This window comes from Deferrisoma palaeochoriense (assembly GCF_054656955.1).
On record NZ_BAAHXI010000068.1, the window covers coordinates 1 to 20,733 of the forward strand.

The 20,733-nt window shown below is 71.1% G+C and carries 21 protein-coding genes; 4 read left to right on the plus strand and 17 right to left on the minus strand.

What is annotated here, in order from left to right; genetic code table 11:
• Positions 1-130 precede the first annotated feature (130 nt).
• From ACYQ8L_RS15400 to ACYQ8L_RS15415, 4 genes are all read right to left on the minus strand, one after another.
• Complete coding sequence (locus tag ACYQ8L_RS15400; protein WP_459942700.1) at positions 131-919, minus strand: OmpA/MotB family protein; 789 nt, start codon at positions 917-919, stop codon at positions 131-133.
• An 18-nt stretch (positions 920-937) separates the two neighbouring features.
• Complete coding sequence (locus tag ACYQ8L_RS15405; RefSeq protein ID WP_459942701.1) at positions 938-2,026, minus strand: KamA family radical SAM protein; 1,089 nt, start codon at positions 2,024-2,026, stop codon at positions 938-940.
• A 21-nt stretch (positions 2,027-2,047) separates the two neighbouring features.
• Positions 2,048-2,782 (minus strand): GNAT family N-acetyltransferase, encoded by a 735-nt coding sequence (locus ACYQ8L_RS15410; RefSeq protein WP_459942702.1) that lies wholly within the window; start codon positions 2,780-2,782, stop codon positions 2,048-2,050.
• Positions 2,783-3,089: 307 nt separating this feature from the next.
• Positions 3,090-4,181 carry a D-alanine--D-alanine ligase family protein gene (locus ACYQ8L_RS15415; RefSeq protein WP_459942703.1) on the minus strand — a complete coding sequence of 364 codons (1,092 nt, stop codon included), beginning with the start codon at positions 4,179-4,181 and terminating at the stop codon, positions 3,090-3,092.
• A gap of 245 nt (positions 4,182-4,426) precedes the next feature.
• Between ACYQ8L_RS15415 and ACYQ8L_RS15420 the strand changes: the two genes are divergently transcribed.
• The 3 genes from ACYQ8L_RS15420 to ACYQ8L_RS15430 are packed head-to-tail and all read left to right on the plus strand — an operon-like array spanning position 4,427 to position 7,355.
• Entirely contained in the window at positions 4,427-5,785 is a 1,359-nt protein-coding gene (locus ACYQ8L_RS15420) for a hypothetical protein (RefSeq protein ID WP_459942704.1), read from the plus strand.
• Positions 5,782-6,636 (plus strand): amidohydrolase family protein, encoded by an 855-nt coding sequence (locus ACYQ8L_RS15425; protein WP_459942705.1) that lies wholly within the window; start codon positions 5,782-5,784, stop codon positions 6,634-6,636. The genes ACYQ8L_RS15420 and ACYQ8L_RS15425 overlap by 4 nt, the downstream gene beginning before the upstream one ends.
• Positions 6,633-7,355, plus strand: a complete 723-nt coding sequence (locus ACYQ8L_RS15430; RefSeq protein WP_459942706.1) for a LolA family protein — start codon at positions 6,633-6,635, stop codon at positions 7,353-7,355. Before ACYQ8L_RS15425 ends, ACYQ8L_RS15430 begins: the two co-directional genes overlap by 4 nt.
• A 530-nt stretch (positions 7,356-7,885) precedes the next feature.
• Here ACYQ8L_RS15430 and ACYQ8L_RS15435 read toward each other — a convergent pair.
• From ACYQ8L_RS15435 to ACYQ8L_RS15460, 6 genes are all read right to left on the minus strand, one after another.
• A complete protein-coding gene (locus ACYQ8L_RS15435; RefSeq protein WP_459942707.1) occupies positions 7,886-9,091 on the minus strand; it encodes an N-acetylmuramoyl-L-alanine amidase in 1,206 nt (401 codons plus the stop codon).
• A complete protein-coding gene (locus ACYQ8L_RS15440; protein ID WP_459942708.1) occupies positions 9,088-10,731 on the minus strand; it encodes a hypothetical protein in 1,644 nt (547 codons plus the stop codon). The genes ACYQ8L_RS15435 and ACYQ8L_RS15440 overlap by 4 nt, the downstream gene beginning before the upstream one ends.
• On the minus strand, positions 10,698-11,138 hold the full coding sequence (locus ACYQ8L_RS15445; RefSeq protein ID WP_459942709.1) for a Fur family transcriptional regulator: 441 nt from the start codon (positions 11,136-11,138) through the stop codon (positions 10,698-10,700). The genes ACYQ8L_RS15440 and ACYQ8L_RS15445 overlap by 34 nt, the downstream gene beginning before the upstream one ends.
• A gap of 568 nt (positions 11,139-11,706) precedes the next feature.
• A complete protein-coding gene (locus ACYQ8L_RS15450; protein ID WP_459942710.1) occupies positions 11,707-12,243 on the minus strand; it encodes a hypothetical protein in 537 nt (178 codons plus the stop codon).
• An 11-nt stretch (positions 12,244-12,254) separates the two neighbouring features.
• Positions 12,255-12,770: a hypothetical protein gene (locus ACYQ8L_RS15455; RefSeq protein WP_459942711.1), complete on the minus strand. Its 516-nt coding sequence runs from the start codon at positions 12,768-12,770 to the stop codon at positions 12,255-12,257.
• Positions 12,770-13,342, minus strand: coding sequence for a hypothetical protein (locus ACYQ8L_RS15460; RefSeq protein WP_459942712.1), 573 nt, complete (start codon positions 13,340-13,342; stop codon positions 12,770-12,772). The genes ACYQ8L_RS15455 and ACYQ8L_RS15460 overlap by 1 nt, the downstream gene beginning before the upstream one ends.
• Before the next feature lie 151 nt (positions 13,343-13,493).
• On the opposite strand from ACYQ8L_RS15460, the gene ACYQ8L_RS15465 reads away from it, so the two are divergent.
• Complete coding sequence (locus tag ACYQ8L_RS15465) at positions 13,494-14,264, plus strand: HEAT repeat domain-containing protein (RefSeq protein ID WP_459942713.1); 771 nt, start codon at positions 13,494-13,496, stop codon at positions 14,262-14,264.
• Between the two features lie 430 nt (positions 14,265-14,694).
• Here ACYQ8L_RS15465 and ACYQ8L_RS15470 read toward each other — a convergent pair whose 3' ends face one another.
• The 7 genes from ACYQ8L_RS15470 to ACYQ8L_RS15500 form a co-directional block, all read right to left on the minus strand.
• The gene (locus ACYQ8L_RS15470) at positions 14,695-15,642 is read right to left on the minus strand and encodes a HEAT repeat domain-containing protein (protein WP_459942714.1); all 948 of its coding nucleotides are present in this window, start codon (positions 15,640-15,642) and stop codon (positions 14,695-14,697) included.
• The gene (locus ACYQ8L_RS15475; protein ID WP_459942715.1) at positions 15,642-17,153 is read right to left on the minus strand and encodes an AgmX/PglI C-terminal domain-containing protein; all 1,512 of its coding nucleotides are present in this window, start codon (positions 17,151-17,153) and stop codon (positions 15,642-15,644) included. Before ACYQ8L_RS15475 ends, ACYQ8L_RS15470 begins: the two co-directional genes overlap by 1 nt.
• Positions 17,154-17,654, minus strand: coding sequence for an ExbD/TolR family protein (locus ACYQ8L_RS15480; protein ID WP_459942716.1), 501 nt, complete (start codon positions 17,652-17,654; stop codon positions 17,154-17,156).
• A 3-nt stretch (positions 17,655-17,657) separates the two neighbouring features.
• Positions 17,658-18,146 (minus strand): ExbD/TolR family protein, encoded by a 489-nt coding sequence (locus ACYQ8L_RS15485; protein ID WP_459942717.1) that lies wholly within the window; start codon positions 18,144-18,146, stop codon positions 17,658-17,660.
• A gap of 3 nt (positions 18,147-18,149) precedes the next feature.
• Positions 18,150-18,788, minus strand: a complete 639-nt coding sequence (locus ACYQ8L_RS15490) for a MotA/TolQ/ExbB proton channel family protein (RefSeq protein ID WP_459942718.1) — start codon at positions 18,786-18,788, stop codon at positions 18,150-18,152.
• A gap of 183 nt (positions 18,789-18,971) precedes the next feature.
• A complete protein-coding gene (locus ACYQ8L_RS15495) occupies positions 18,972-19,184 on the minus strand; it encodes a hypothetical protein (RefSeq protein ID WP_459942719.1) in 213 nt (70 codons plus the stop codon).
• Between the two features lie 386 nt (positions 19,185-19,570).
• Entirely contained in the window at positions 19,571-20,659 is a 1,089-nt protein-coding gene (locus ACYQ8L_RS15500; RefSeq protein ID WP_459942720.1) for a tetratricopeptide repeat protein, read from the minus strand.
• Between the last annotated feature and the right edge of the window lie 74 nt (positions 20,660-20,733).

Consider the following 20,733-nt stretch of genomic DNA (forward strand, 5'->3'; position numbering starts at 1 on the left):
CCATTTTTTAATCTTACGCCGACCACGTATATATAAAGGTTTTTGTATTGTTGGGAAGGTTATTTTTTTTATAAGAGACAGGCTTGGGAGGGAGGCGGGGGGGGGGGCGGCGCCCCCCCCCGGCAACACGTTATTGGGCGGTCAGCACGATCTGGACCCGGCGGTTTCGCTGCCGGCCCTCGGGGGTGTCGTTGGTGTCCACGGGGTGGAAGGCGCTCAGGCCCACCACCTCGAGGCGCTTGGGGTCGATGCCGTGGGCATACTGGAAGTAGCGCACCACGCTCGCGGCCCGTGCGGCCGAGAGTTCCCAGTTGGAGAAGTACTTGTCCTTGAGGTTGGGACCGATGGGCACGTTGTCGGTGTGGCCCTCCACCCGCACGAGCCCCCGGTCGTTCTTGAGCACCTCGGCGATCCGGTCGAGCACCGATTTCCCCTCGGGCAGGATGTCGGCGCTTCCCGAGGGAAAGAGGATGCCGTCCAGCACCCGGACCTCGAGCCGGCCCTTGAGCCGCTCGATCTCCACGTTCTTGGCCTCGATCTCGGCCTTGAGCTTCTCCCGCAGCTCGGCCTCCCGGCGCTCCAGCTCCTCGGCCCGGCGCTTCGCCGCCTCGGCGTCGGCCCGGCACCGGTCGAGCTCGGCCTTGAGGCCGGCCGCCTCCTCGCCCTTGGCGGCCGCGTCCTTCCGGCAGGCCTCGAGATCCGCTTTCGTCCTGTCGGCCGCGGCTCGGGCCCCCGAGAGGTCTGCCTTGAGCCGGTCGGCCTCGGCCTGGGCCGCCGCCCGCTCGCCCCGGCAGGCCTCGAGGTCCTTCTGGCAGGCGGTCAGGGCCGCGTCCTTCTCGGCCACGATCTGCTTCGACACCCCGCACCCGGCGAGCGCGAGGCCCGCCACCGCCACCGCCGCAACCCAACGGATCTTCATCGTCGCATCCTCCCTTTCTCAGAAGCCCACCGTCGCCGCCGACGCCTCGGCCTCCCCGGGCCCCAGCGGCACCTCGGGATAGAGGGTCACCTTACCGCAGTAGTTCCGGAGCACAACCCGCTCGGCCGTCCGCTCCACCACGTACTCGGGCAGGAGCGGGATCTTCCCGGCGCCTCCGGGGCCGTCGATCACGAACTGGGGCACCGCGAGCCCGGAGGTGTGGCCCCGCAGGCCCTCGATCACCCGGATCCCGGTTTCCACCGGGGTTCGGAAGTGCTCCGTTCCCGCCACGAGATCAGCCTGGTACAGGTAATACGGCCGGACCCGACAGGCAAGGAGCTTTTGGTTGAGCTCCCGGAAGACCCGGGGGTCGTCGTTCACCCCCCGCAGCAGAACCGACTGGTTGCCCAGGGGAATCCCGGCGTCGGCGAGCCGCCGCAGGGCCCGCTGGGCCTCCGGGGTGACCTCCCGGGGGTGCTCGAAGTGCACGTTCACGTAGAGGGGGTGATAGCGCTTGAGCACCGCCACGAGCCGGGGGGTCACCCGCTGGGGCAGGGTGCACGGGACCCGGGTGCCGATCCGGACGATCTCCACGTGGGGGATGCTCCGAACCCCCCGGAGCACCTCGTCCAGATCCTCGTCGTCCAGGAGGAACGGATCCCCGCCCGACACGATCACGTCGCGGATCTCCGGCGTGCGCCGGATGTACTCCAGGGCCTCCCGCCGCATCTCCCGGGTGACGGGGTGGTCCTCGCCCACCTTGCGCTTGCGGGTGCAAAACCGGCAGTACATGGCGCACCGGGTCGTCACCAGGAAGAGCGCCCGGTCCGGGTACCGGTGCACCAGGCACGGCACCGGGCTCATGCTCTCCTCGGCGAGCGGGTCCTCCACGGCCACCCACCGCTCGAGCTCCGCCGGGTGGGGGATGGCCTGCCGCCCGATCGGGTCGTCGGGCGATCCCACCAGGCTCAGGTAGTACGGGTTCACGCACATCGGGTACTTCTCGACCACCCGTTCGAGGGCGGCCACGTCCAGCTCCGGGAAAAGGCGCTGGAGCTGCCTCGGCTCCCGGACCGCCGAGGCGAGGAGCTTCCGCCACTGTTCCATCGTCGGTTGCCTCCTTGTGGGCTAGGGTGAGGGCGGAACTCCGAGGGAACGCACGAACACGAGTTTCGCGTCCCCGGGAAGATAGAAGTCGTCGATGCGGGCCGCGAGCCGAAACCCGCAGGCCTCGTAGAGCCGGTGGGCCGGGCCGTAGGCCGGGGTGCCGGAGGTCTCGGCCACGAGGAGCCGGCCGCCTTCGGCCCGGGCCTCGGCGATGACGGCCTCGAGAAGCCGCCGGGCCACGCCCCGGCCCTGGGCCCGGGGGGCCACCGCGATCCAATAGAGGTCGTAGGTGCCCCGGGTGCAGGGGGTGGGGCCGTAGCAGGCGAACCCCACGGGCCCTTCCGGCCCCTCGGCCACCCGGCACCTATACCCCGAGGCCTCGCCCCGCTCGGCCGCGGCCGAAAGCACCTCCGCGGCCACCTCGACCTCCTCGGGCCGGAACACCCCCGTGGCCCGTACGATCTCGAGAAGCGGCCCCGGGTCGGCGGGGCCGAGCGCGCGAAGGCCTCGGCCAGGACCGGCTGGCGGAAGGTCTTGAGGCACCAGGCCACCCGGTCCCGAAGGGCCTCCGGGGTGTGCACCAGGGCCCCCTGGTCCACCCCGAGGCTCGCGTCCTCGCGACTCGGCTTCACCACCCGGGGAAACGTGAGCCCCTCGAGGGCCCTCAGTTTCGGCAGGGCCCGGAACACCCGGGCCTGGGGGGTGGACACCCCGGCCGCACCGCGCACGGCCTTGGCCACTCGCTTGTCGAGGCACCAGGCGAGCGACCGGGGGGAGTTGCCGGTGAAGGGGATTCCCAGCACCTCGAGGATCCCGGCCACCGTCACCTCATGCAAGGCCTCCCCCCCGAGCCCCTCGCAGAGGTTCACCACCACGGGCCGCTCCGGGCGGCGGGCGAGCTCGGCCAGGCGTTGGAGGGCGTCGGCGGGGGAGATCCCCAGGACCTCGGCCTCGGTGCCCGCGGCCCGCAGGGCCTCCCGGACGTCGGCGACCTCGTCGAGCACCCCGGCCTCCGAGGGGTCGGCTCCGGGGGGAACGGCGTTGTGGAGAAGAACCACGGGCCTCATCGGGGGGGCTCCAGCCCGAGCCGGCGGCAGGCGGCCTCCGCCACGGCCCAGATCATGGACGGGTAGTCGAACCCGGCGGCCCGGGCGGCCTTGGGGTAGCACGAGTTGTCCTCGGGGCGCGGGAGCACCCCGGGCAGGGGGTTCACCTCGAGCACGTGCAAGCGGCCCCGCTCGTCCATGCGCAGGTCGATCCGGGCCCAGTCCCTGAGGCGTAGGGCCCGGGCCGTGCGGCGGCAGAGGTCCTCGATCTCCGCGGCCTCCGCCGGGGAGAGCCGGGCCGGGCACTCGAAGAGGTCCAGGGGGGCCTCGGGCCGGTCCCAGACCCATTTCGCCTCCCAGGAATACACCGGGTTCGCCCCGGCGGGCAGGTCGTCGAACCGGATCTCCACGGGGGGGAGCACCCGGAGGTCCGCGCCGTTCCCCAGGATCGCCACCGTGAACTCCCGGCCCGTGAGGAACTTCTCCACGACCACGGGCTGGCGGTACGTGTCCCAGACCCGCCCCACCCGCGCGGCGAGCTCGGCCGGGGTGCGGACCACCTGGTCGTCGCGGATGCCCTTGCTCGACCCCTCCCAGGCGGGCTTCACGATGGCCGGGAACCCGACTTCCCCGGCCCGCGAGACCTCGTCGGGCCCCTCCAGCACGGCAAACGGCGCCGTGGCCACGCCGGCATGGGCCAGCACGGCCTTGGTCCAGGCCTTGTCGAGGCACACGGCCAGGGTCAGGGGGTCGGAACCGGTGTACGGGATGCGAAGGAGTTCGAGGACGGCCGGGACTTGGGCCTCACGGCTCGGGCCGTGGAGCCCCTCGGCCATGTTGAACACGAGGTCCGGCGCGGCCCGGCGCACCCGTTCGGGGAACCCGTCCCGGGCCTCCACGAGGCGCACCTCGGCCCGCTGGGCCAGGGCGTCGGCCACCGCCAGGATGGTTTCCGAGGTGTCCCATTCGGCGTAGGCGTCCTCGTCGGTGCCCACGCCGCCGCGATCCGGCGGTTCGTCTTCGTCTTCGGGAACGAGGAACTCGGGCCGAAGCCGGGCGATCTCGGTGCGCACGCCGGGCTTGGCGTTGTAGGCAAGGGCGATCCGCATGGCGAGCCTCCAATAGGTGTACCCGAACCGGCCGCCCCGGCGGAAGCGCGGGGGAGACTCACGATCGCCCCGTTTTTGGCGGGTGGAAGGGAGGTTGCCCGCGCTCCCGGCGTGCCGATTCGGCGCGAATCATACGCTCCGCCCTCACCGTTGCAAGGGGGAAAATGACCGAGGGATCACACCACCCGTGGCCTTGCTACAGGGGGCGCCGGGTTGGTAGCCTCCCCTTCCCTTCCGAGGAGACCATGACGCCCGATTCGTCCCAGCTCACCGCCCGCCGCATCGCCGCCTTCTGGGCCCCGCTCGCCGCCACCTGGATCATGATGAGCGTGGAGGGGCCGTTCCTGGCCGCGGTGGTGGCCAGGCTCCCCGCGCCCAAGGAAAACCTGGCCGCCTTCGGGGTGGCCTTTTCCCTGGCCCTGGTGTTCGAGGCTCCGGTGATCATGCTGATGGCGGCCGTGACGGCCCTGGCCCGGGACGCCCCGTCCACCGAGCGGCTCCGGCGGTTCAGCTACGGGCTTTCCGCCCTGGTCACGGCCGCCCTGGCCGTCGCCGTGCTCCCCCCGGTGTTCCGGGTGCTGGCCGACGATCTCTTCGGGCTCCCGGCGCCGGTGGCCCGGCTCGCCCACCCGGCCCTCGTGCTCCTCCTGCCCTGGCCCGGGGTCATCGGGTACCGCCGGTTCCTCCAGGGAGTGCTCATCCGGGTCGGCCGCACCCGGCGGGTCGGCCTGGGCACGGCCGTGCGGCTCGCCGGCATGGCGGCCACCGCCCTGGCGCTGGCCCCGACGGGCCTGGCCGGGGCCCTCGTGGGGGCCGCCGCCCTCTCGGCCGGGGTCACGGCCGAGGCCCTGGCCGTGCGGCTCATGACCGGGAAACCCCTGGCGGAGCTGCGGGAGGTGCCGGCGGCCGCCCCGCCCCCGGGGTACCGGGACATCGCCCGGTTCTACCTGCCGCTGGCCCTGAGCACCCTCCTCACCCTGGCCGTGCATCCCACGATCACGTTCTTTTTGGCCCGGGCGCGGGAGCCGGTGGCGAGCCTGGCCGTGTTCCCGGTGGTGCGCTCGCTCGTGTTCCTGTTCAGTTGTCTCGGACTTTCGTTCCAGGAAGTGGCGATCGCGCTTTTGGGGGAGGGCCGAGAGGGATACCGGCCGCTTCGGCGGTTCGCCGCGGGGCTCGGGGCCGCCACGTCCCTGGGGCTCGGCCTGGTGGCCCTCACCCCCCTCGCCCGGTTCTGGTTCGAAGGGGTGTCGGGCCTTCGGCCCGATCTCGCCGCCCTCGCGTTCGTGCCCGCGGCCCTCCTGGTGCCGGTGCCGGCCCTCACGGTGGCGCTCTCGTTCCTCCGGGCGTTGTTCGTGCACGGGGGCCGCACGGGCCCGGTCACCACCTCGACCGCGGCCGAAGTGGCCGCGATCGGCCTCGGCCTGTGCGTGGGGATCGCCGGATTCGACTGGGTGGGGGTGGTGGCCGGGGCGGCCGCGCTGGACGTGGGACGGGTGGCCTCCACCGCGGTTCTGGCTCTGGCCGCCCGGCGGCTGTGGACACCGGCCGGAGCGGCCGGTATGATCGCGGCAAAAGATACACGTTTTTCAGGAAAAACGGGATGATCCTCGACGCCCACACCCACATCGCGCCCCCGGAACTCCGGGCCGACCGGGAGGCATTCTTCGGAGGCGAACCCGACTTTCGTCTCCTCTACGAGGACCCCAAGGCCCGGCTCGTGGGGGCGACCGAGCTCGTGGCCTACCTCGACGAAAACGGCATCCAGGCCGCCGTGGCGTTCGGGTTCCCCTGGAACGACGACGGCAAAACCCGGCTGTGCGACGACTACGTGCTCGACGCCGCGGCCCGGTTCCCGGCCCGGATCGTGCCCTTCGCCTGCGTGAACCCCCTGCGGGGCCGGGCCGCCCTGCGGGAGGCCGAGCGGTGCCTGGCCGCCGGGGCCCGGGGCCTGGGGGAGATCGCCACCTACGGCGCCGGGCTCGGGGCCGATGTGCGGGCCGCCCTAGGCCCCCTGGCCGAACTGGCGGCCGAGGCCGGGGTCCCGGTGCTCCTCCACACCAACGAGGCCGTGGGTCACGCGTATCCGGGCAAAGCCCCCATGGGCCTCGAGGACATCTACGCGCTGGTGCGGGCCCACCCGCGCACCCGCTGGATCCTGGCCCATTGGGGCGGCGGGCTTTTCGTGTACCACCTCCTCCGGCGGGAGGCCGACGAGGTGCTCCACAACGTGTGGTACGACACGGCGGCCGGACCGTTCCTCTACAAGCCCGACGTGTATCGGCGACTCCTGCACATCGCCGGCGCCGACCGGCTCGTGTTCGGAAGCGACTACCCGCTCCTCGGGCTTCCCCGGTACCTGAAGGACATGGAAGCGGCCGGCCTCACCGCCGACGAGCGCGCCGCCGTCCTGGGGGACAACCTCGCCCGGGTGCTGGGACTGGGAGATCTGCCGTGATCCGGTTTGCGTTCGCCCTGCTTTTCTTCGGATTGCTCGCGGTTCCGGCCGGGGCCGGGAACCTCCCGGCGCTTCTCGACTCGGTGGTCGCGGCTTACGGCGGCCCCCGGGCGGCCGCCCGGATGGAGGCGTTCCGGGCGGAGGCCGAGATCACGGCCCGGCTCCGGGGCCAGGTCGGCCGGATGGTCCGGGAGTTTCGGGCACCCGACAAGCTCCGGGTCGAGATCGCCTACCCCCGGTCCACCGAGGTGCGCGTTCTCAACGGTGCCCGGGGCTGGAGGGGAGATGCGGGCCAGCTTCAGCGGGTGGGGGGACTCCCCCTCCTGGCCATGCGCTATCAACTCCTCCGTTCGGCCATCCCGTGGGTGTTCACCCACCACCGCAAGCTCCTGGAGGATCGCGGCAACCGCACCCGAAACGGCCAAACGTACCGCCTCGTGGGCCTTCCCTGGTCCATGGAACTCGACCTTGTGTTCTGGGTGAACGCGGTGACCCGCCGGGTCGACCGGGTGGAGGGGGTGCTCCGGGCGCCCGGGCACGCGGCCCCCTTCGCCACGGAGTATGCCGACTTCCGCAAGGTCGACGGGGTGCTCGTGCCGTTCCACGAGGAGAACTACGCGAGCGGCCGCCACACCGGCACCACCCGGATCCTCTCCTTCACCTTCGGCGCCGACGGCCTCGGGCCGTTCGACCCGACCCGGGACGCTCCGGGGAGGTGACATGAAGCGCACCTGTCGTCACGGGAAAACGACGCCCCCAAAACTCCCCGAAGCGATTCGGGGGTTCCCTACGGGAAGAGGCTGGTTATACTGATATAGGGAGCGTTCCCCCGCGGCCTGTTTTCCCCTCCTTTCCGGGCCGCGGGTTCGCGACCTCGGGCTTTCCTCCTGGCCCGAGGCCGTTTTTTTGCACTGCCGCAGGTCGTTCCACCGCGCGAACGTTAGGACGCGTGGACGTGCGGAAGGACAACTGCCGCGGGTCGTTGGTCGTTTGTCGTTTGTCGAGAGAACGGCCGTCAACTACCGCAAGTCGCTTCACCGTGCTAACGCTGGGACGTGCGGACGGGGGAACTGCCGTGAATCGCGAATCGTGAATCGTGAATCGTTCAACTTCAACTGCGCACGACCAACGACCTGCGACCTACGACCTACGACCTACGACTCACAGAAGTCCAACGACCTACGACGTACGACCCGCGACCTCCGACGAACGGCCGTTGACCGCCGAGCTGCCCAGCCGCCCAGCCGCTTCACAGCTCGCCCATGCGGGCGGCGGCCTCCTGGCCTTCGGTCACCCGGTCGGCGTAACGGGGGTCGTAGCACGGCTTTGCCCGACCCACGAGCACGTCCTGGTCGATCATCTGGCTGTTGTCGGGGAGCCCGGCCTGGGCCCAGTCGAACCGGTAGGGGTCCCCCTTTCGCGCCCGCATACCCGTGGCGTAGTTCAAGGCCACCATCCGGTGGGTCACCACCCGGCCCTCGTGGAGGCCCGGATACCGGCCCCGGAGGGTGGCCAAAAGGGCCCGAAGCGCCTCGTATTGGGCCGGGCGGATGTCGTCTCCCGCGCGGGTGTCCGCGTACACCTCCACGTTGATCGCGTTAAAGTCCACCTCGTAACGCCCTTCCCAGAGGCTCTGGCCGCAGCCGTGGGCCCGGTACCGGTCGGGCACGATCTCGTACACCGTGCCGTCGGGTCCGATGAGGTAGTTGGCCAGGCGTTTGCGCCGGATATAGGCCGCCACGTTTTCGAACGGCGCCCCCCCGTGCTCGGTGGTGTGGATCACCACCAGGTCGGGTTTCCGGGGGAGAAGCTGACGCTTCCAGACGCGCCTGCCCCGCAGCCGGCGCCTCAGTGCCGCCGGGAACTGGGACGCCTTCGGGGTGCGGCCCAGCCCCGAAACGTCCTTCACCCGGTACCGGCGAGAAAGCCGCAGGGGGGGAGCCGGGCCGGCCTCCCGTCCTTTGAGGAGACTACGGGGCACGAGAATCCGCGCCCCCCTGGGGAGTCGCGTGGGGTCGGTGATGCCGTTGAGGCGTTGGAGGTTCCGGACCGCCACCGCCGTCCCCCCCTCGCTCGTGTCCACCCGGGTGCGCACGAGCCGCCAGAGGGTGGGGAGGGTCTCGTCGAGCCGAAGCACGTCGAGCCGCGGGTCGGCCAGGAGTGGAGACAGGAGCGCCCGGGGTACGAACACCCGCTCACCCGGCCGCAGCCGCGGCGCCACCTTGCGGAGCACACCGGCCGTTTCGGGTTGCCCGGTCAGGTCCCGGGCCAGGCGGTCGTGGGTGTCGCCGGGGAGAACCACGAGCCCAACCATGGGAAGGTCCCGGTCGTCCCGGGAGGTCTCGCACACACCGGCTTCCGCCCTGAGCCGCGTCCGAATCGCGTCGAGGGATTCGGCCCACGCTCCCCCCATGGCGATCGCGATCAGAGCCCCGGCCACCACGGTCCGGATCATGGTTCCTCCTTGGGTTCCCACAGTACGGTCCCGAGCCCTGGCTCGTCCGTTCCGTCGTGGATCCTCTCGGCCGGGTCGCCCCCCCACCGGTTCCACCGCGCGTCCACCCGGGCCGGGCCGCTCACGTGAATCGCGTGCCGGCCCGAGAAGCCGAGGAGGTTGTGGCGGAGCACGACCTCGGCGTTGTCCGCCCCCACTAGGTCGAGCCCGGCTCCGTCGAGCTCGCATCCCTCGACCCGGGCTTCCACCTCCTGGAACGAAAGGGCGTCCTGGGCCACATCGCGAACCGTGCAGGCCCGGATCTCGACGACCCCTCCTGGATCCTTGAACCTCGCCCCGTCCCGTCCGGCCGAGAACCGGACCCGCTCGAGGGTGACCCGGCTTTCCTTCGCGAGAAAGCTTCCCAGCGGGTGGGCCGTTAGCTCCCCCTCGGTAAACGCCAACTTGGCGCGAAACGCGTGGACGCCGTAGAGGTTTCGGCCCAGCCAGACCCCGGCCACGGCGACCTGGGAGTCGCGGAACCGAAGGGCCTGCTTGTTCTTCCAAAACACGCTGCGGCGGATGACCGTGGACGGGCTCTCTTGGAACTGCACGGCCCGGACGTTCTCGGCGAACAGGCAGTCCTCCACGGTCATCGCCGAAAAATGGGCGTGGAGGGCCTGGACCCCGTGGCGAAACACCGTGTAGGCGAATCGGTTCCCGGGGTCCTCCGAGGCGATCAGACTCACCTTGTCCCAGTCCCCCGGCCGGGGCTCGGCCTCGGCCGACTCGAACACCACGGGCGCCGAAAGGGTCCCTAGGCTCCGGATGCCGCCCAGGACGAGGAGTTCCCCCTCCCCCAGGCCGTCGCCGTTCGTGTCGATCCGCCGGAACCGCACCCGGGTCCCCGGTGCCAGTGTGAGCACCGCCTCCGGCACCACCGTGACCCGGCCGGACACGACGACCTCTCCGGACCAGGTCTCGTCCCGGTCCACGGTGTACTCCCCCAGCAGTTCGACCCGGGGGCCGGCGACGGCTCGGGGCTCCAAGGGCACCGCGTCGGGCGCGGCTTCCGGCACCTCCAGGGTCCCCGCGTCGGCCGCGTCCACCACAAGCCCCTCCACTGCGAGTTCGCCCCCGGCCCGGAGGATCCCGACCTCGCTGCCCTGGACCTCCAGATCCCGGCCCGTGAGCCGTCCGCCAGGGCCGGCCACGACGCCCGTTGCCCCCCCTTCGATCCGCACCCCCTCGACCTCGGCCAGCGCCCCCACCACGAGGAACCCTTCCTCCGCTCCCCGCACCACCCCGTGCCGAAGGGTCACGGCGGATCCCGGTGCCGCCACGAGTCCGCCCCAGGCCGGGCCCTCGAACACCACCGGGGCACCCGGGGTTCCCTCAACCCGGAGCACGCCCCCCACGGCGAGTTCCGTGCCGGGCTGCCAAAAGAGGGGATCGGTCTTGGTGCTCGGGGCCTCGGCGAAGCGCACGCGGGTTCCCGGCCGAACCACAAGTTCGGCCCCGGGGGCCACCCACACGTCGGCCGCGACCTCGACCTCCCCCGCCCACTCCAGCCGGCCGGTCAGCATCCCCTCCACCTGGGCCTGCCCCCTGCCGGCCGCCAGGGCGATCAGGACGGCGAGGACGAACCGCAGTCGGCGCACGTGCCTTGGAACAACACGCTGGCGGAAAGGTCGGAAAATTTGTCTTTGAGGTCCCTGGGAATGCGGGCCAACCGCCGGCCCTCGGGGAACACGTCCTGGATGCGGCGGCATCGCACGCACACCACGTGGTCGTGGGGGCGGGTTTCGGGGTCATAGTGTCTGCGGCCCGTGCCCACATACACCGACCGGACGGCCCCGACCTTTTCCAGGGTTTCCAGGGTGTTGTAGATGGTGGCGAGGGAAATGGTCGGGAAGGTCCGGGTCACCGCCCGGTGGATCTCTTCCACGCAGGGGTGGTCCCGGTTCCCCTCCAGGAACCGGAGCACGGCCACCCGCTGGGGCGTGATCTTCATCCCCTTGGCGCGCAGGGTGCGCACCACCTCCTCCACATACCCGTTCCCGGACATGAATGCTCCTTCCAAATGACTTCGGCTAGGCGGCTGGGCTGCTCGGCAGCTAGGCGGCTAAGAACATTCGGGATTCCGGCGTCATCACGCCGGCCAACCCGTGGGCACGGCTCCCATGTCAGGGGCCAGAATTCAGAAGTCAGAGGTCAGAGAACCCCTGTCCTCTGTGGTCTGTCCACCGACTCCTGACACGGGCGCCCCGCAGCCCCCCGTCCGTGCGGACGGCCATCCGCGCGAACGCTGGGATGCGCGGACGTGCGGACGTGAAACCGTGCGGACGTTGGGACGCGCGGACGTGCGGACGGGGGAACTGCCGTGAATCGTGAATCGTTTCAACTTCCGAGGGTCGTTGATCGCGGGTCGTTTGTCGTTTGACCGTGCGGACGTTGGGACGCGCGGACGTGCGAACGGAACGACCCACCGTCCCACCATCCCACCGTCCTAGCGTGCTCACGTCCCAGCGTCCTCACGTCCTACCGTCCCACCGTCCTGCCACCAACGGCTTTGCCCGGTTCACATAGTGCAACCGACCCCCGCGGGTCAAGGCGAGATCACGGCGGTGCCCGCATTATCCGGCCAACCGGCGGAGTTCCTCCAGGGCCTCGGCCCGGTCCCGGGGATCCCGGGCATGGCTCCACCGCTCCCAGGCCTCCTCCACCCGGTCCACCCGGGCGGCCTCGGCATGGAGCACCGCCTTCCAGCGATCCACGAACACGTTGAGCGCCGCGGCCAGCGCCACCCCCTGGTCGGTGGCCCGGAGATGGATCGGGCCCGGCAGGATGCCCCGCTCCACGAACCCTGCCACTCGCTGAAGCCGGAAGAGGGGCCCGGCCACCTTGTGAGAGGCCAGAACGCCCAGGATCAACAGGGCCACCGCACCCACCAAGAGCACCGACACCCCGCAGAACACCACCGCCGGCCCCACCAGCGGCAAGAGCGACCGGATCGCGTGGTGCGCCTCGCCGTATTCGGGGCCGAGGGGCCGGTCGAGCACCCAGCGCAAAGCCCCCAGGCCCAGGCCCGACGCCAGGGCCGAAAGGAGCGCGGCCTTCACGAGAAACGAGATCGTGTGGGCAGGGGCGACGGTCTTCGGTTCGGACGCCATGGGACTCTCCCCTACATCTTCGGATGGCAACTCTTGCACAGCGGCGCGAATCCGTCCCGGGGATCGTCGGGCCGCACCCGGAGGAAATAGGTCAGGAACCGCTTCGCTTTCCCCGGAAACGGGCGCTGGCGCTTGTAGAGCTTCTTCGGCGAAAACCGGGGCAGATGGGGGTTGTGGCAGGTGCCGCAGGTCATGAGCTCGTCACGCTCCCCCTCGACCAACTGGAGAGGCAGAGTGTCCGGGAGATCGCTGAGGCCCAGTTCCCGGTACGGATCCACGTCCACGGGGTGGGAGCGGCCGATCTCGCCGTCGGGATGGCACTCCTTGCAGATCTCGACCACCGATCGGGTGAAGATGTGAGCATCCAGGAGCCAGTCGTCCCCGTCCGGCTCCATGCGGTGGCATCCCCCGCAGTTCGCCTCCTGGTCCATGTACCCGTGGGGGTTCTCGGGTGGGGCCGTGGACGCAGGGACGCACAGCCACGCAACGAGCCCCACAACGACGGCGGCCGCCCCCCACCGGCGCATCACCGCACCCCCTCGTCCACCCGCACCCGCGCCACCGTCCGCCGCAGCTCCGAGAGCGCATCGCGGACGATCGCCGGGTCCGGCTCGGCGGCAGCCACCGCCTCCCGGTACCTTCCCCACGCCGCGGCCAGTTCGCCGTGCCACGCCTCCCAGTGCGCCGCCCCCCGGGCGAGCCCCTCGGCCAGCAACTGGATCTCGGGGTCCCGGAACCGGGGCGGCTCGGCCCCGGGCTCCTCGGCCCGGCGCTCGAGCCAGGAGGCGAGTTCGGCCAACTCCCGCCGCAACCTGCGAAACCACAGGAGCCCCCATGCTCCCAGCACCACGGCCGCCGCCGCGCCGCCCAGGGTGGCCGCCTCCAGGGTCGGGGGCCCCACGAGCTCCCAGGTGGTCTTGACCCGGCTGTGGGGCCGGTAGGCCTCGAACCGAAGCGTCTCCTCGGCCCCCCGGTACACGTGCGCCCCGGCGACCAAAAGGAACACCAGCAGGGCTCCCACGGGTGCCAGGCTCCAGCGGAGCTGGAACCCTTGCTTCACCAGAAACGTTCGCCGCCGAAACGGGATCCGTTGGGTCATGGTTCTCCTCCGCGGGGCAGGCGAGGCCCCGGTTCCCCGTTCCTTTCGGCACAATCCGGGGCGCCCTTGAGCGCCTTGCATCCCGGCGGGAAACCGGTAGACTGGGGCCCGTCCTTTGTCCTCATTCCTTCTCAACGGAAAGGAACGCCCCATGCTCGACCGCTTGATCGCCGAACTCCAAAGCGAGGATAAGTTCAAGATCCAAAAGGGCCTCGAGGGCCTTTCGGACCTTTTCCCCCAGTTGGAAGGTGACGCGTTCCAGGAGGCGGTCCAGGCCGTTGCCGCCCTCTTCTACATCGACCCGATGGATCACCCGGAACTCATTCCGGTACTGGAGCAGGCGGAGGAGGTGCTGGCGGAGCAGCGGGAACGGGTGATCCCGGTGCTCCTCGGCATGCTGGCCGAGTCGGACCTCAAGACCCACTTTCACCTCGCGGCCGTGTTGGGCCGCATGGGCTACGCCGCGGTGGAGCCGCTCCTCGAAGCCTACCGGAACGCGACCAAGGACGACGACCGGGTGTTTTTGCTTTACGCGTTCGGGAAAATCCGGGATCCCGAGGTGGTGCGGGCCCTGCCGCTCCTGTTCGAGGCCATGGAGGACCCGAACCCGGAGATCCGCGACACGGCGGCCCGGGCCGTGGGGAAGATCTGCGAGCACGCCAAACCCGACCGGATCGAGCCCGCCGTTCGCGCCGAGATGTTCGACCGGCTCATGGGCCGACTCTCGGACCGGTACGCCGGCGTGCGGAGCAAGGCCGTTCGGAGCTTAGGGAAGATGGCGCGGTTCGGCTTCTTGACCCCGGAGCAGAAGGAGCAACTCGCCACCATGCTGCGCCGGATCCTGGGGGAGGACGAGGCCGAGAACTGGGACGTGGCCTACGTGGTACGGGCCGAAGCCGCCAAGGCGAAGCAGTTTGTGTGAGGGGCGTGCGGACGTTGGGACGGTGGGACGGTAGGACGGGAAAGGCCGTGAATCGTAGGTCGGGGAACTTCCGTAGGTCGCGGGTCGCAGGTCGTAGGTCGCAGGTCGTAAGTCGTTCGTCGTTGGGCGTCGGGCGTGGAACGTTTCCCCTTACGGTCGGCGGCAGTTGAAACCATTCACGATTCACGATTTACGATTCACGGCAGTTGAGCCGGGGGCAGTTCTCTCGACGAACGACAAACGACGAACGACCCGCGGCAGTTGATCCGTCCGCACATCCGCGCGTCCTAGCGTCCGCACGGTATCCATCCGCACGGTTTGTCCGTCCGCGCAGTCAAACGACCAACGACCCGCGGCGAACGACCGGCGGCCGCTGGCCCGTCCGCACGTTCGCACGTCCCAACGTCCGCACGGTATCCATCCGCACGGCCTACGGCCTCCTCAACACTCTCCACCCCGCCTTCCCGTGCTCCACGCGGTAGCCTGCGGCCTGGAGGTGGCGGGCGAACTCCTCCAGGGCGCGGTTCGTGCGCACCTCGCCGTCGAGAATCCGGGCCAGGACAGGGGTCTCCGGGTCCCGGCCCGGCGCGTTCTCCCGGAGCCAGGCGTAGCAGGCCCACGCCGCCCGCAGGCTGGGGGCCCGTGCCAAGGCGTCGGCCACGGCGTCGGCCAGGGCCGGTCCGGCCCGGCCCCGGGCTGCCTCCAGGGCTTCTAGGAGCACGAACTCCGCCTCGTCCGGGGCCGCGATCACCGCCGCGAGATCCTCATCGCCCAACTCCCCCCACGCGGCCAGGGCCCGGAGGGCCGAGGCCCGCTCGGCAGGCGTACCCCGCTCCAGCGTCCGTCGGACCGCCTCCACGAGGTCGGGCCGAAGGTCCCGTCGGGCGAGGCGCCCCAGGTTTCTGACCGCGCGGGCCCGGACCTCCGGGTGTTCCGAGGCGAGGGCCGCCTCCAGGAAGTAGAGGTGGGTCGGCCGGGTCCACCGCTCCACCGCATCCAGGGCCTCCGCCCGCACCCCCGGGTCGGGATCTTCGGCTACGCGCTTCAAGACCTCGCGCTCCAGGGCCCGGTCGCCCGCCTCCCGGACCAGGCGCACGGCGGCCCGGCGCACCGGCGCCGCCCGATCCCCCAGGGCCTCCTTCACGAATAGCCGGGTTCGCGGGGAAAGGGAACGGCCGGCGCCGCGCCCCAGGGCCAGGAGCGCCCGGGCCCGGGCGGCCGCCGGGGCCGCCGTGTCGGCCACCAGGGCCTCCAGGGCGCCCGGGTCGGCCCGCGCGGCCTCGACCCGCGCCGCGGCCGCCGCCCGGGACGCGGGCGAAGCGGCCACGGGTGCGGCCACGGCCAACATCACGAGAAAGGCGATCACGCCGTGCGCCATCACATGCTCGGGAAGAACACGAAGGGGTAGGTCACGGTCACCGGCCGGTCGGCCACGGCCGGGAGGGTCCATTTCCGGATCCGGGCCAGGAGCGCCCGTTCCAGGTCCGGGTCGCCCAGGGTGGACTCCACCACCTCCACCTCCTGGATCTTTCCGTCGGGGCCCACGGTCATCCGCACGGTGAATTTGCCCTCGAGATCCGGGTTCTTCCGCAGGGCCCGGTTGTAGAGGTACCGAAGGCCCCCGAGATACGCCCCCACGGCCCGGTGCAGTTCGGCCAGGATCTCCCGCAGGGTCACCTCGTCCCACCCCTCCTCCTGGGGCGCCTCCACCTGCTCCTCCTCGGGAGCCTCGAGTTCGGCGGGTTCAGGAGCGGCCGCCACCCGCTGGGCCGCCTCGTCGATGCCAGTGTCCACGGCCGGGCCCGTCCCGCCCCCGCCGCCGCCCCCGCCGGCGGGCGGGGCCGCCTCGAGCCCCTCGACCTTTTCGAGCACCTTATCGAGGTCCGCCGCGGCCCCGGCGCCCTCCAGCACGGAACCCTTCCGCCGGGACACCGACGCCCGCCCCCTCCCGCTCAAAAGCCCCAGGAGGCCCTGCTTGGCCACCTTGCGCCGGATCTCCTCGCGGCTGGGGCCCTTCGACGGCCCGGCGGGGCCGGGGGGTCCCGGCGGGGCCTCGGGTTTCGGCGCCTCGGCCTGGGCTGGCTCCGCCGCCGGCGCCTTGGGTTCGGGTGCCGGAGTCTCGGCCTCGGGCTTCGGCTCCGGCTTGGCCTCGGGCTCGGGGGGCTTTTCCTCGGGCTTCGGTTCGGGCTCAGGGGCCTTTTCCGGCTCGGGGGCCGGGGCCTCGGCCTTGGCCTCCTCGGCGCGCTTCTGGGCCAGCAGTTCCTGCTGGATCCGGGTGCGCTCCTGGGGGGCCTCGTAGATGAGCTTGGCGAACCGCTGGCTCACCGCCTCGGGCTTGGGGGCCGGGGGGACCTCCACCGACCCCAACCGCAGGCACAGGAGCGCAAGCCCCCCGTAGAGGAGCCAGGTGAAAACCGCAAACGGCCACTCCTCCCGGCTCAGGACCCCCCGGCGGAACCGGCGGGGCACCTTGGCCAGCCGCGCCGCCGGCGACAACTCCGGGGGCGGCCCGTACCCGAACTCCACCCGGAGGTCCCGGTATGTGAAGCTCCCCTCCATGGCCGGGGTGATCCGGACCCACCGACGCTTGCGGCCCCCCTCCAGGAGGCCCAGGTCCCCCAGGTCCTCCAGGGCCACCAGGGACCGGCCGGCACGGAGTTCCCCCTCCATGCCGGGCCGGACCACGAGCCGGCCGCCGGGCAGAAAGAGGTCCTCCCGTTCCTCCACCCCAGGCACCGGGTAGGCGAACTCGATGCCCACGCTGGGGCCCCAGCGCACCCGGCCGTCGGGGGAGGCCACCTCCCCCACCCGGCGGGCGCCCCGGTAGAACCGGACCCACAGGACCCGGCGCTCCCCGGACCCCAGCGGCTTGGGCTTCGCAAGCCCCATCTACTCCTCCTGGAACACGGCCAGGGACTGGTTCACGTACCCCGCCTGGCCTGCGGTGTAGATGATCTTCTTGAGGAGCCGGAACGGGATCTCCCGGTCCCCTTGGAGCACGATCTCCCCGGTGAACACGACCGAGGGGTTCTTCTCGGCGATCTCACGGACCCTGGCGGCCCGCTCCTCCAGGGCCCGCCGCAAGGGCTCGATCGTCATCTCGTCCGAGGCCACGAGGGGCCCCACGTCGTCCACCAGCAACTCCCCGTCTAGATAAAGGGCCTCATTGTTGAACGCCACGGCCACGGCCGGGTGGACCTCGAGGCTCGCCGTGGAGGTGGGCAACCGGATCGCCTCGGCGATCTGCACCAGGTGCCCCTCGGTGGAATAACTCTTGAGGAGGAACACCAGGAGGATCGTGAACACGTCGATCATCGACGTGATCTGGAGCGACATCTCCCGGGGCTTTCGCCGGAAGTGCTTCTTTCGCTTGGTGGGCGAGAACGGCACGGCTCACTCCTCCGCCGGCGCCTGGACCCGGTCGGCCAGGGACACGTCGGGGAAATGGGGCCGGGCGCGGTCCATGGCGTGGACGATGTCGTCGTACACCACGGCGTCCTCCACCAGGAGCACCAGGGACTCCTGCTTCGGGAATTTCGCCTTGGCCTCGGCGAGGGCCCGGCCCAGGCCCTCGAAATCGAACCGCCCCTCGGCGGTCAGGGGCACCCGGGCCAGGGTCTCGTCCCCCGAGGCCAGCACGAACCCCTCGTCCGTCATGGCCACGGTCACCGACTTGGCGAGTTCCTCGGGGGTGGGCTCGTCCAGGTAGCGCACCTCGTCGGCGCTCGGCAGGTTCATGGAGATCGAGGTGATCTTCTGGAACACCGCGGTCTGGAGGAGCATGGGCACCAGCACCACGAGGAGGCTCATCACGGGGATGAGCTTGAGTTCCACGTCGGCGTGGACGCGGTGCCTTCGCTTGCTCGGGCGTTTCGCGGGCACGGGCTAGCCCCCCCAGGGCCGCACGGCGTTGATCAGGTTGATGAGCTTCACCGAGTACTCGTCGATCTCATCGACGATCTTCGCGGCTTTCGACTGGAGGAACGCGTAGAACACCATGCAGGGGATCGCCACGATGAGCCCGTAGGCCGTGGTGTTCATGGCCATCGAGATGCCCCGGGCCAGCAGGGCCGCCTTCTGGGACGGGTCGGCCCCGGCCACCGCCTGGAACGCCTGCATGAGCCCCAGGATCGTGCCCAGGAGCCCCATCAGGGTGGCCACGTTGGCGATCATGGAGAGGTAGTGGATGCGCTTTTCGATCTTGGGGATCACGGCCAGGGCCTCCTCGTCCACGGCGTTTTGCACCGTGCGCTCCGAGGCCCCGGGCTGAAGGGCCGCCTCGATGCCGGCCCGGAGGATCCGGGGCAGGGGCGCGTCGCCGCAGAGTTCCCGGGCGGCCTCCAGGTCCCCCGCCTCGATCAGCTTCCTGAGTTCGCCGAAGAACTTCCGGCCGTCCACGTTGAACCGCCCCAGCAGCCAGTACAGGCGCTCCAGGATCACCGCCACCCCGAACCCCAGGGCCCCGGTGATGGCGTACATGAACACCCCCCCCTCCTGAAACGCCCGTGCAATGCCTTCCCACATGGATGGAACTCCTCTGAACTTCCGTGAATCGTTTCAACTGCCGTAAATCGTGAATCGTTGACCGTGCGGACGCTAGGACGTGCGGACGGGCGGACGGACAACCGTGCGGACGTTGGGACGTGCGGACGTGCGGACGGAACGTCCCACCGTCCTAACGTCCTACCGTCCTACCGTCCCACCGTCCTACCGTCCTAACGTCCTAACGTCCTCGCGTCCCGCCGGCATCAACGGCTCCAAAATCTCGGGGCGGAAGTCCCGGTTGCGGGGGCCCAGATCGAGCGGGGTGGCCCGGCGGGGAATCACGTAGAACACCCCGGGCCGCTCCACCTCGCCCCGGATCTCCACCTCCTTCATCCGGATCTCGGCCGGCGGCTTGGGCGGCCCCTCGGCCCGCACCGGCCCCGCCAGGATCTGCGCCGCGGCCAGGGCGGCCAGGAGCGGGAGGAACTGCCTTGAACCGTGAATCGGGAATCGGGAATCGTGAATCGTTGACCGTGCGGACGCTGGGACGTGCGAACGTTCGGACGGGACAACTGCCGCGGGTCGTTCGTCGTTTGTCGTTTGTCGGGCCAACTGCCGCCCGTCCCGAGGAGGCGGAACCCAACGACCAACGACCAATAACCTCCGCGGGTTCCTCGACCTCCAGAAGTTCCACAACCTACGACCTACGACCTGCGACCAACGACCCGCGACCCGCGACCAACTACCTGCGGCCGCCCGAGTCCCTTTCGCCGCGCCGTCACCCATTCTGGCCCGATCGGCACCGCGCGTTCCCAAGCCCGTCATTTCTCCCCCGCCCTTCGCTCGGCGGCCTTGCGCCAGCGGGCCACCTCCTCGTCGCCCGGGGCGAGTCCCAGGTACCGGTCGTAGACCTGGATCGCGTCGGCGAGCCGCCCCAGGTACTTCTCGTAACAGATGCCCAGATTCTTAAGCGCCGGCAGGTACCCCGGCCGGGCCTCGAGGGCCTTGTGGTAGGCCTCGGCCGCCTCGGCGTAGCGGCCCTGGGACCGAAGGGCCAGGCCCAGATTGGTCCAGGCCTCGGGCCGGTCCGGCGCCCCCTTGGCCGCCTCCCGCAGAAGTTCCTCGGCCGCCCCGGCCTCCCCCTGGGAGAGGAGGACCGACGCCAGGTTCACCCGGGCCGCGTACCGGCCGGGGTCGCGGGCCAGCACGGCCTCGTAGGCCGCCCGGGCCTCAGCGCCGAGGCCCTGTTCCCGGGCGACGTCGCCGGCCAGGAGCCACGCCTCGGGGTCGTCGGGGCGCTCCGCCGTGGCCCGTTCGGCCTCGGCGGCCGCGGCGTCCAGGTCCCCCAGGGCCAAAAGCGCCCGGCCCAGGGCCACCCGCCACTCGGTGCGACCGGCGGCCACCGCGGCCGCGAGAAGGTCCCGGGCCCTCCCGGGCCTTCCGGCCCGCAGGGCGAGCCACCCGGCCCAGCCGGAGGCGGCCTCCCCCTGCCCCGCCAGGAGTTCCCCCACCTCGGCCTCCCGGCCCAGATCGGCGGCCAGCCGGGCGGCGGCCTCCGCGGCCTCGGGGTCGCCGGGCACGCGGCCCAGGACCTCGGTCCACACGGCCAGGGCCCCGGGCCGATCCCCGGTGGCCGCCCGGGCCCGCGCCTCCAGGCGCCAGGCCTCGTCGAGGTCCGGGGCCATGGCCCGGGCCCTCCGGGCCCCCTCGATGGCCTCGCCGTAGTCCCCCGCCTCGAAGGCCGTGCGGGCCCGGGCCAGGAGCCCCGGGGCCCCGAGCCGCGCCGTGCCCTCCCCCAGGGGCGCCGCCTCCTTCCCGGCCTCCGGCCCGGGCTTTTGTGCCGGCCGGGGCCCGGCGCAGGCGGCCAGGACAAGGGCGAGCACAAGCGCAACAAAGTAAAAGGGCTTCATGTGTCCTTTGGCTTCCCGTCCGTCGTGCCGGATCAACTTCACTCCCCCAACGGGTTCCGGGGCCCGGTGCCCTC

Coding starts and splice junctions, on each gene's coding strand:
- ACYQ8L_RS15400 (WP_459942700.1), bottom strand. CDS start 919: ATGAAGATCCGTTGGGTTGCGGCGGTGGCGGTGGCGGGCCTCGCGCTC.
- ACYQ8L_RS15405 (WP_459942701.1), bottom strand. CDS start 2,026: ATGGAACAGTGGCGGAAGCTCCTCGCCTCGGCGGTCCGGGAGCCGAGG.
- ACYQ8L_RS15415 (WP_459942703.1), bottom strand. CDS start 4,181: ATGCGGATCGCCCTTGCCTACAACGCCAAGCCCGGCGTGCGCACCGAG.
- ACYQ8L_RS15420 (WP_459942704.1), top strand. CDS start 4,427: ATGACGCCCGATTCGTCCCAGCTCACCGCCCGCCGCATCGCCGCCTTC.
- ACYQ8L_RS15425 (WP_459942705.1), top strand. CDS start 5,782: ATGATCCTCGACGCCCACACCCACATCGCGCCCCCGGAACTCCGGGCC.
- ACYQ8L_RS15435 (WP_459942707.1), bottom strand. CDS start 9,091: ATGATCCGGACCGTGGTGGCCGGGGCTCTGATCGCGATCGCCATGGGG.
- ACYQ8L_RS15445 (WP_459942709.1), bottom strand. CDS start 11,138: ATGTCCGGGAACGGGTATGTGGAGGAGGTGGTGCGCACCCTGCGCGCC.
- ACYQ8L_RS15450 (WP_459942710.1), bottom strand. CDS start 12,243: ATGGCGTCCGAACCGAAGACCGTCGCCCCTGCCCACACGATCTCGTTT.
- ACYQ8L_RS15455 (WP_459942711.1), bottom strand. CDS start 12,770: ATGCGCCGGTGGGGGGCGGCCGCCGTCGTTGTGGGGCTCGTTGCGTGG.
- ACYQ8L_RS15460 (WP_459942712.1), bottom strand. CDS start 13,342: ATGACCCAACGGATCCCGTTTCGGCGGCGAACGTTTCTGGTGAAGCAA.
- ACYQ8L_RS15465 (WP_459942713.1), top strand. CDS start 13,494: ATGCTCGACCGCTTGATCGCCGAACTCCAAAGCGAGGATAAGTTCAAG.
- ACYQ8L_RS15470 (WP_459942714.1), bottom strand. CDS start 15,642: ATGGCGCACGGCGTGATCGCCTTTCTCGTGATGTTGGCCGTGGCCGCA.
- ACYQ8L_RS15475 (WP_459942715.1), bottom strand. CDS start 17,153: ATGGGGCTTGCGAAGCCCAAGCCGCTGGGGTCCGGGGAGCGCCGGGTC.
- ACYQ8L_RS15490 (WP_459942718.1), bottom strand. CDS start 18,788: ATGTGGGAAGGCATTGCACGGGCGTTTCAGGAGGGGGGGGTGTTCATG.
- ACYQ8L_RS15500 (WP_459942720.1), bottom strand. CDS start 20,659: ATGAAGCCCTTTTACTTTGTTGCGCTTGTGCTCGCCCTTGTCCTGGCC.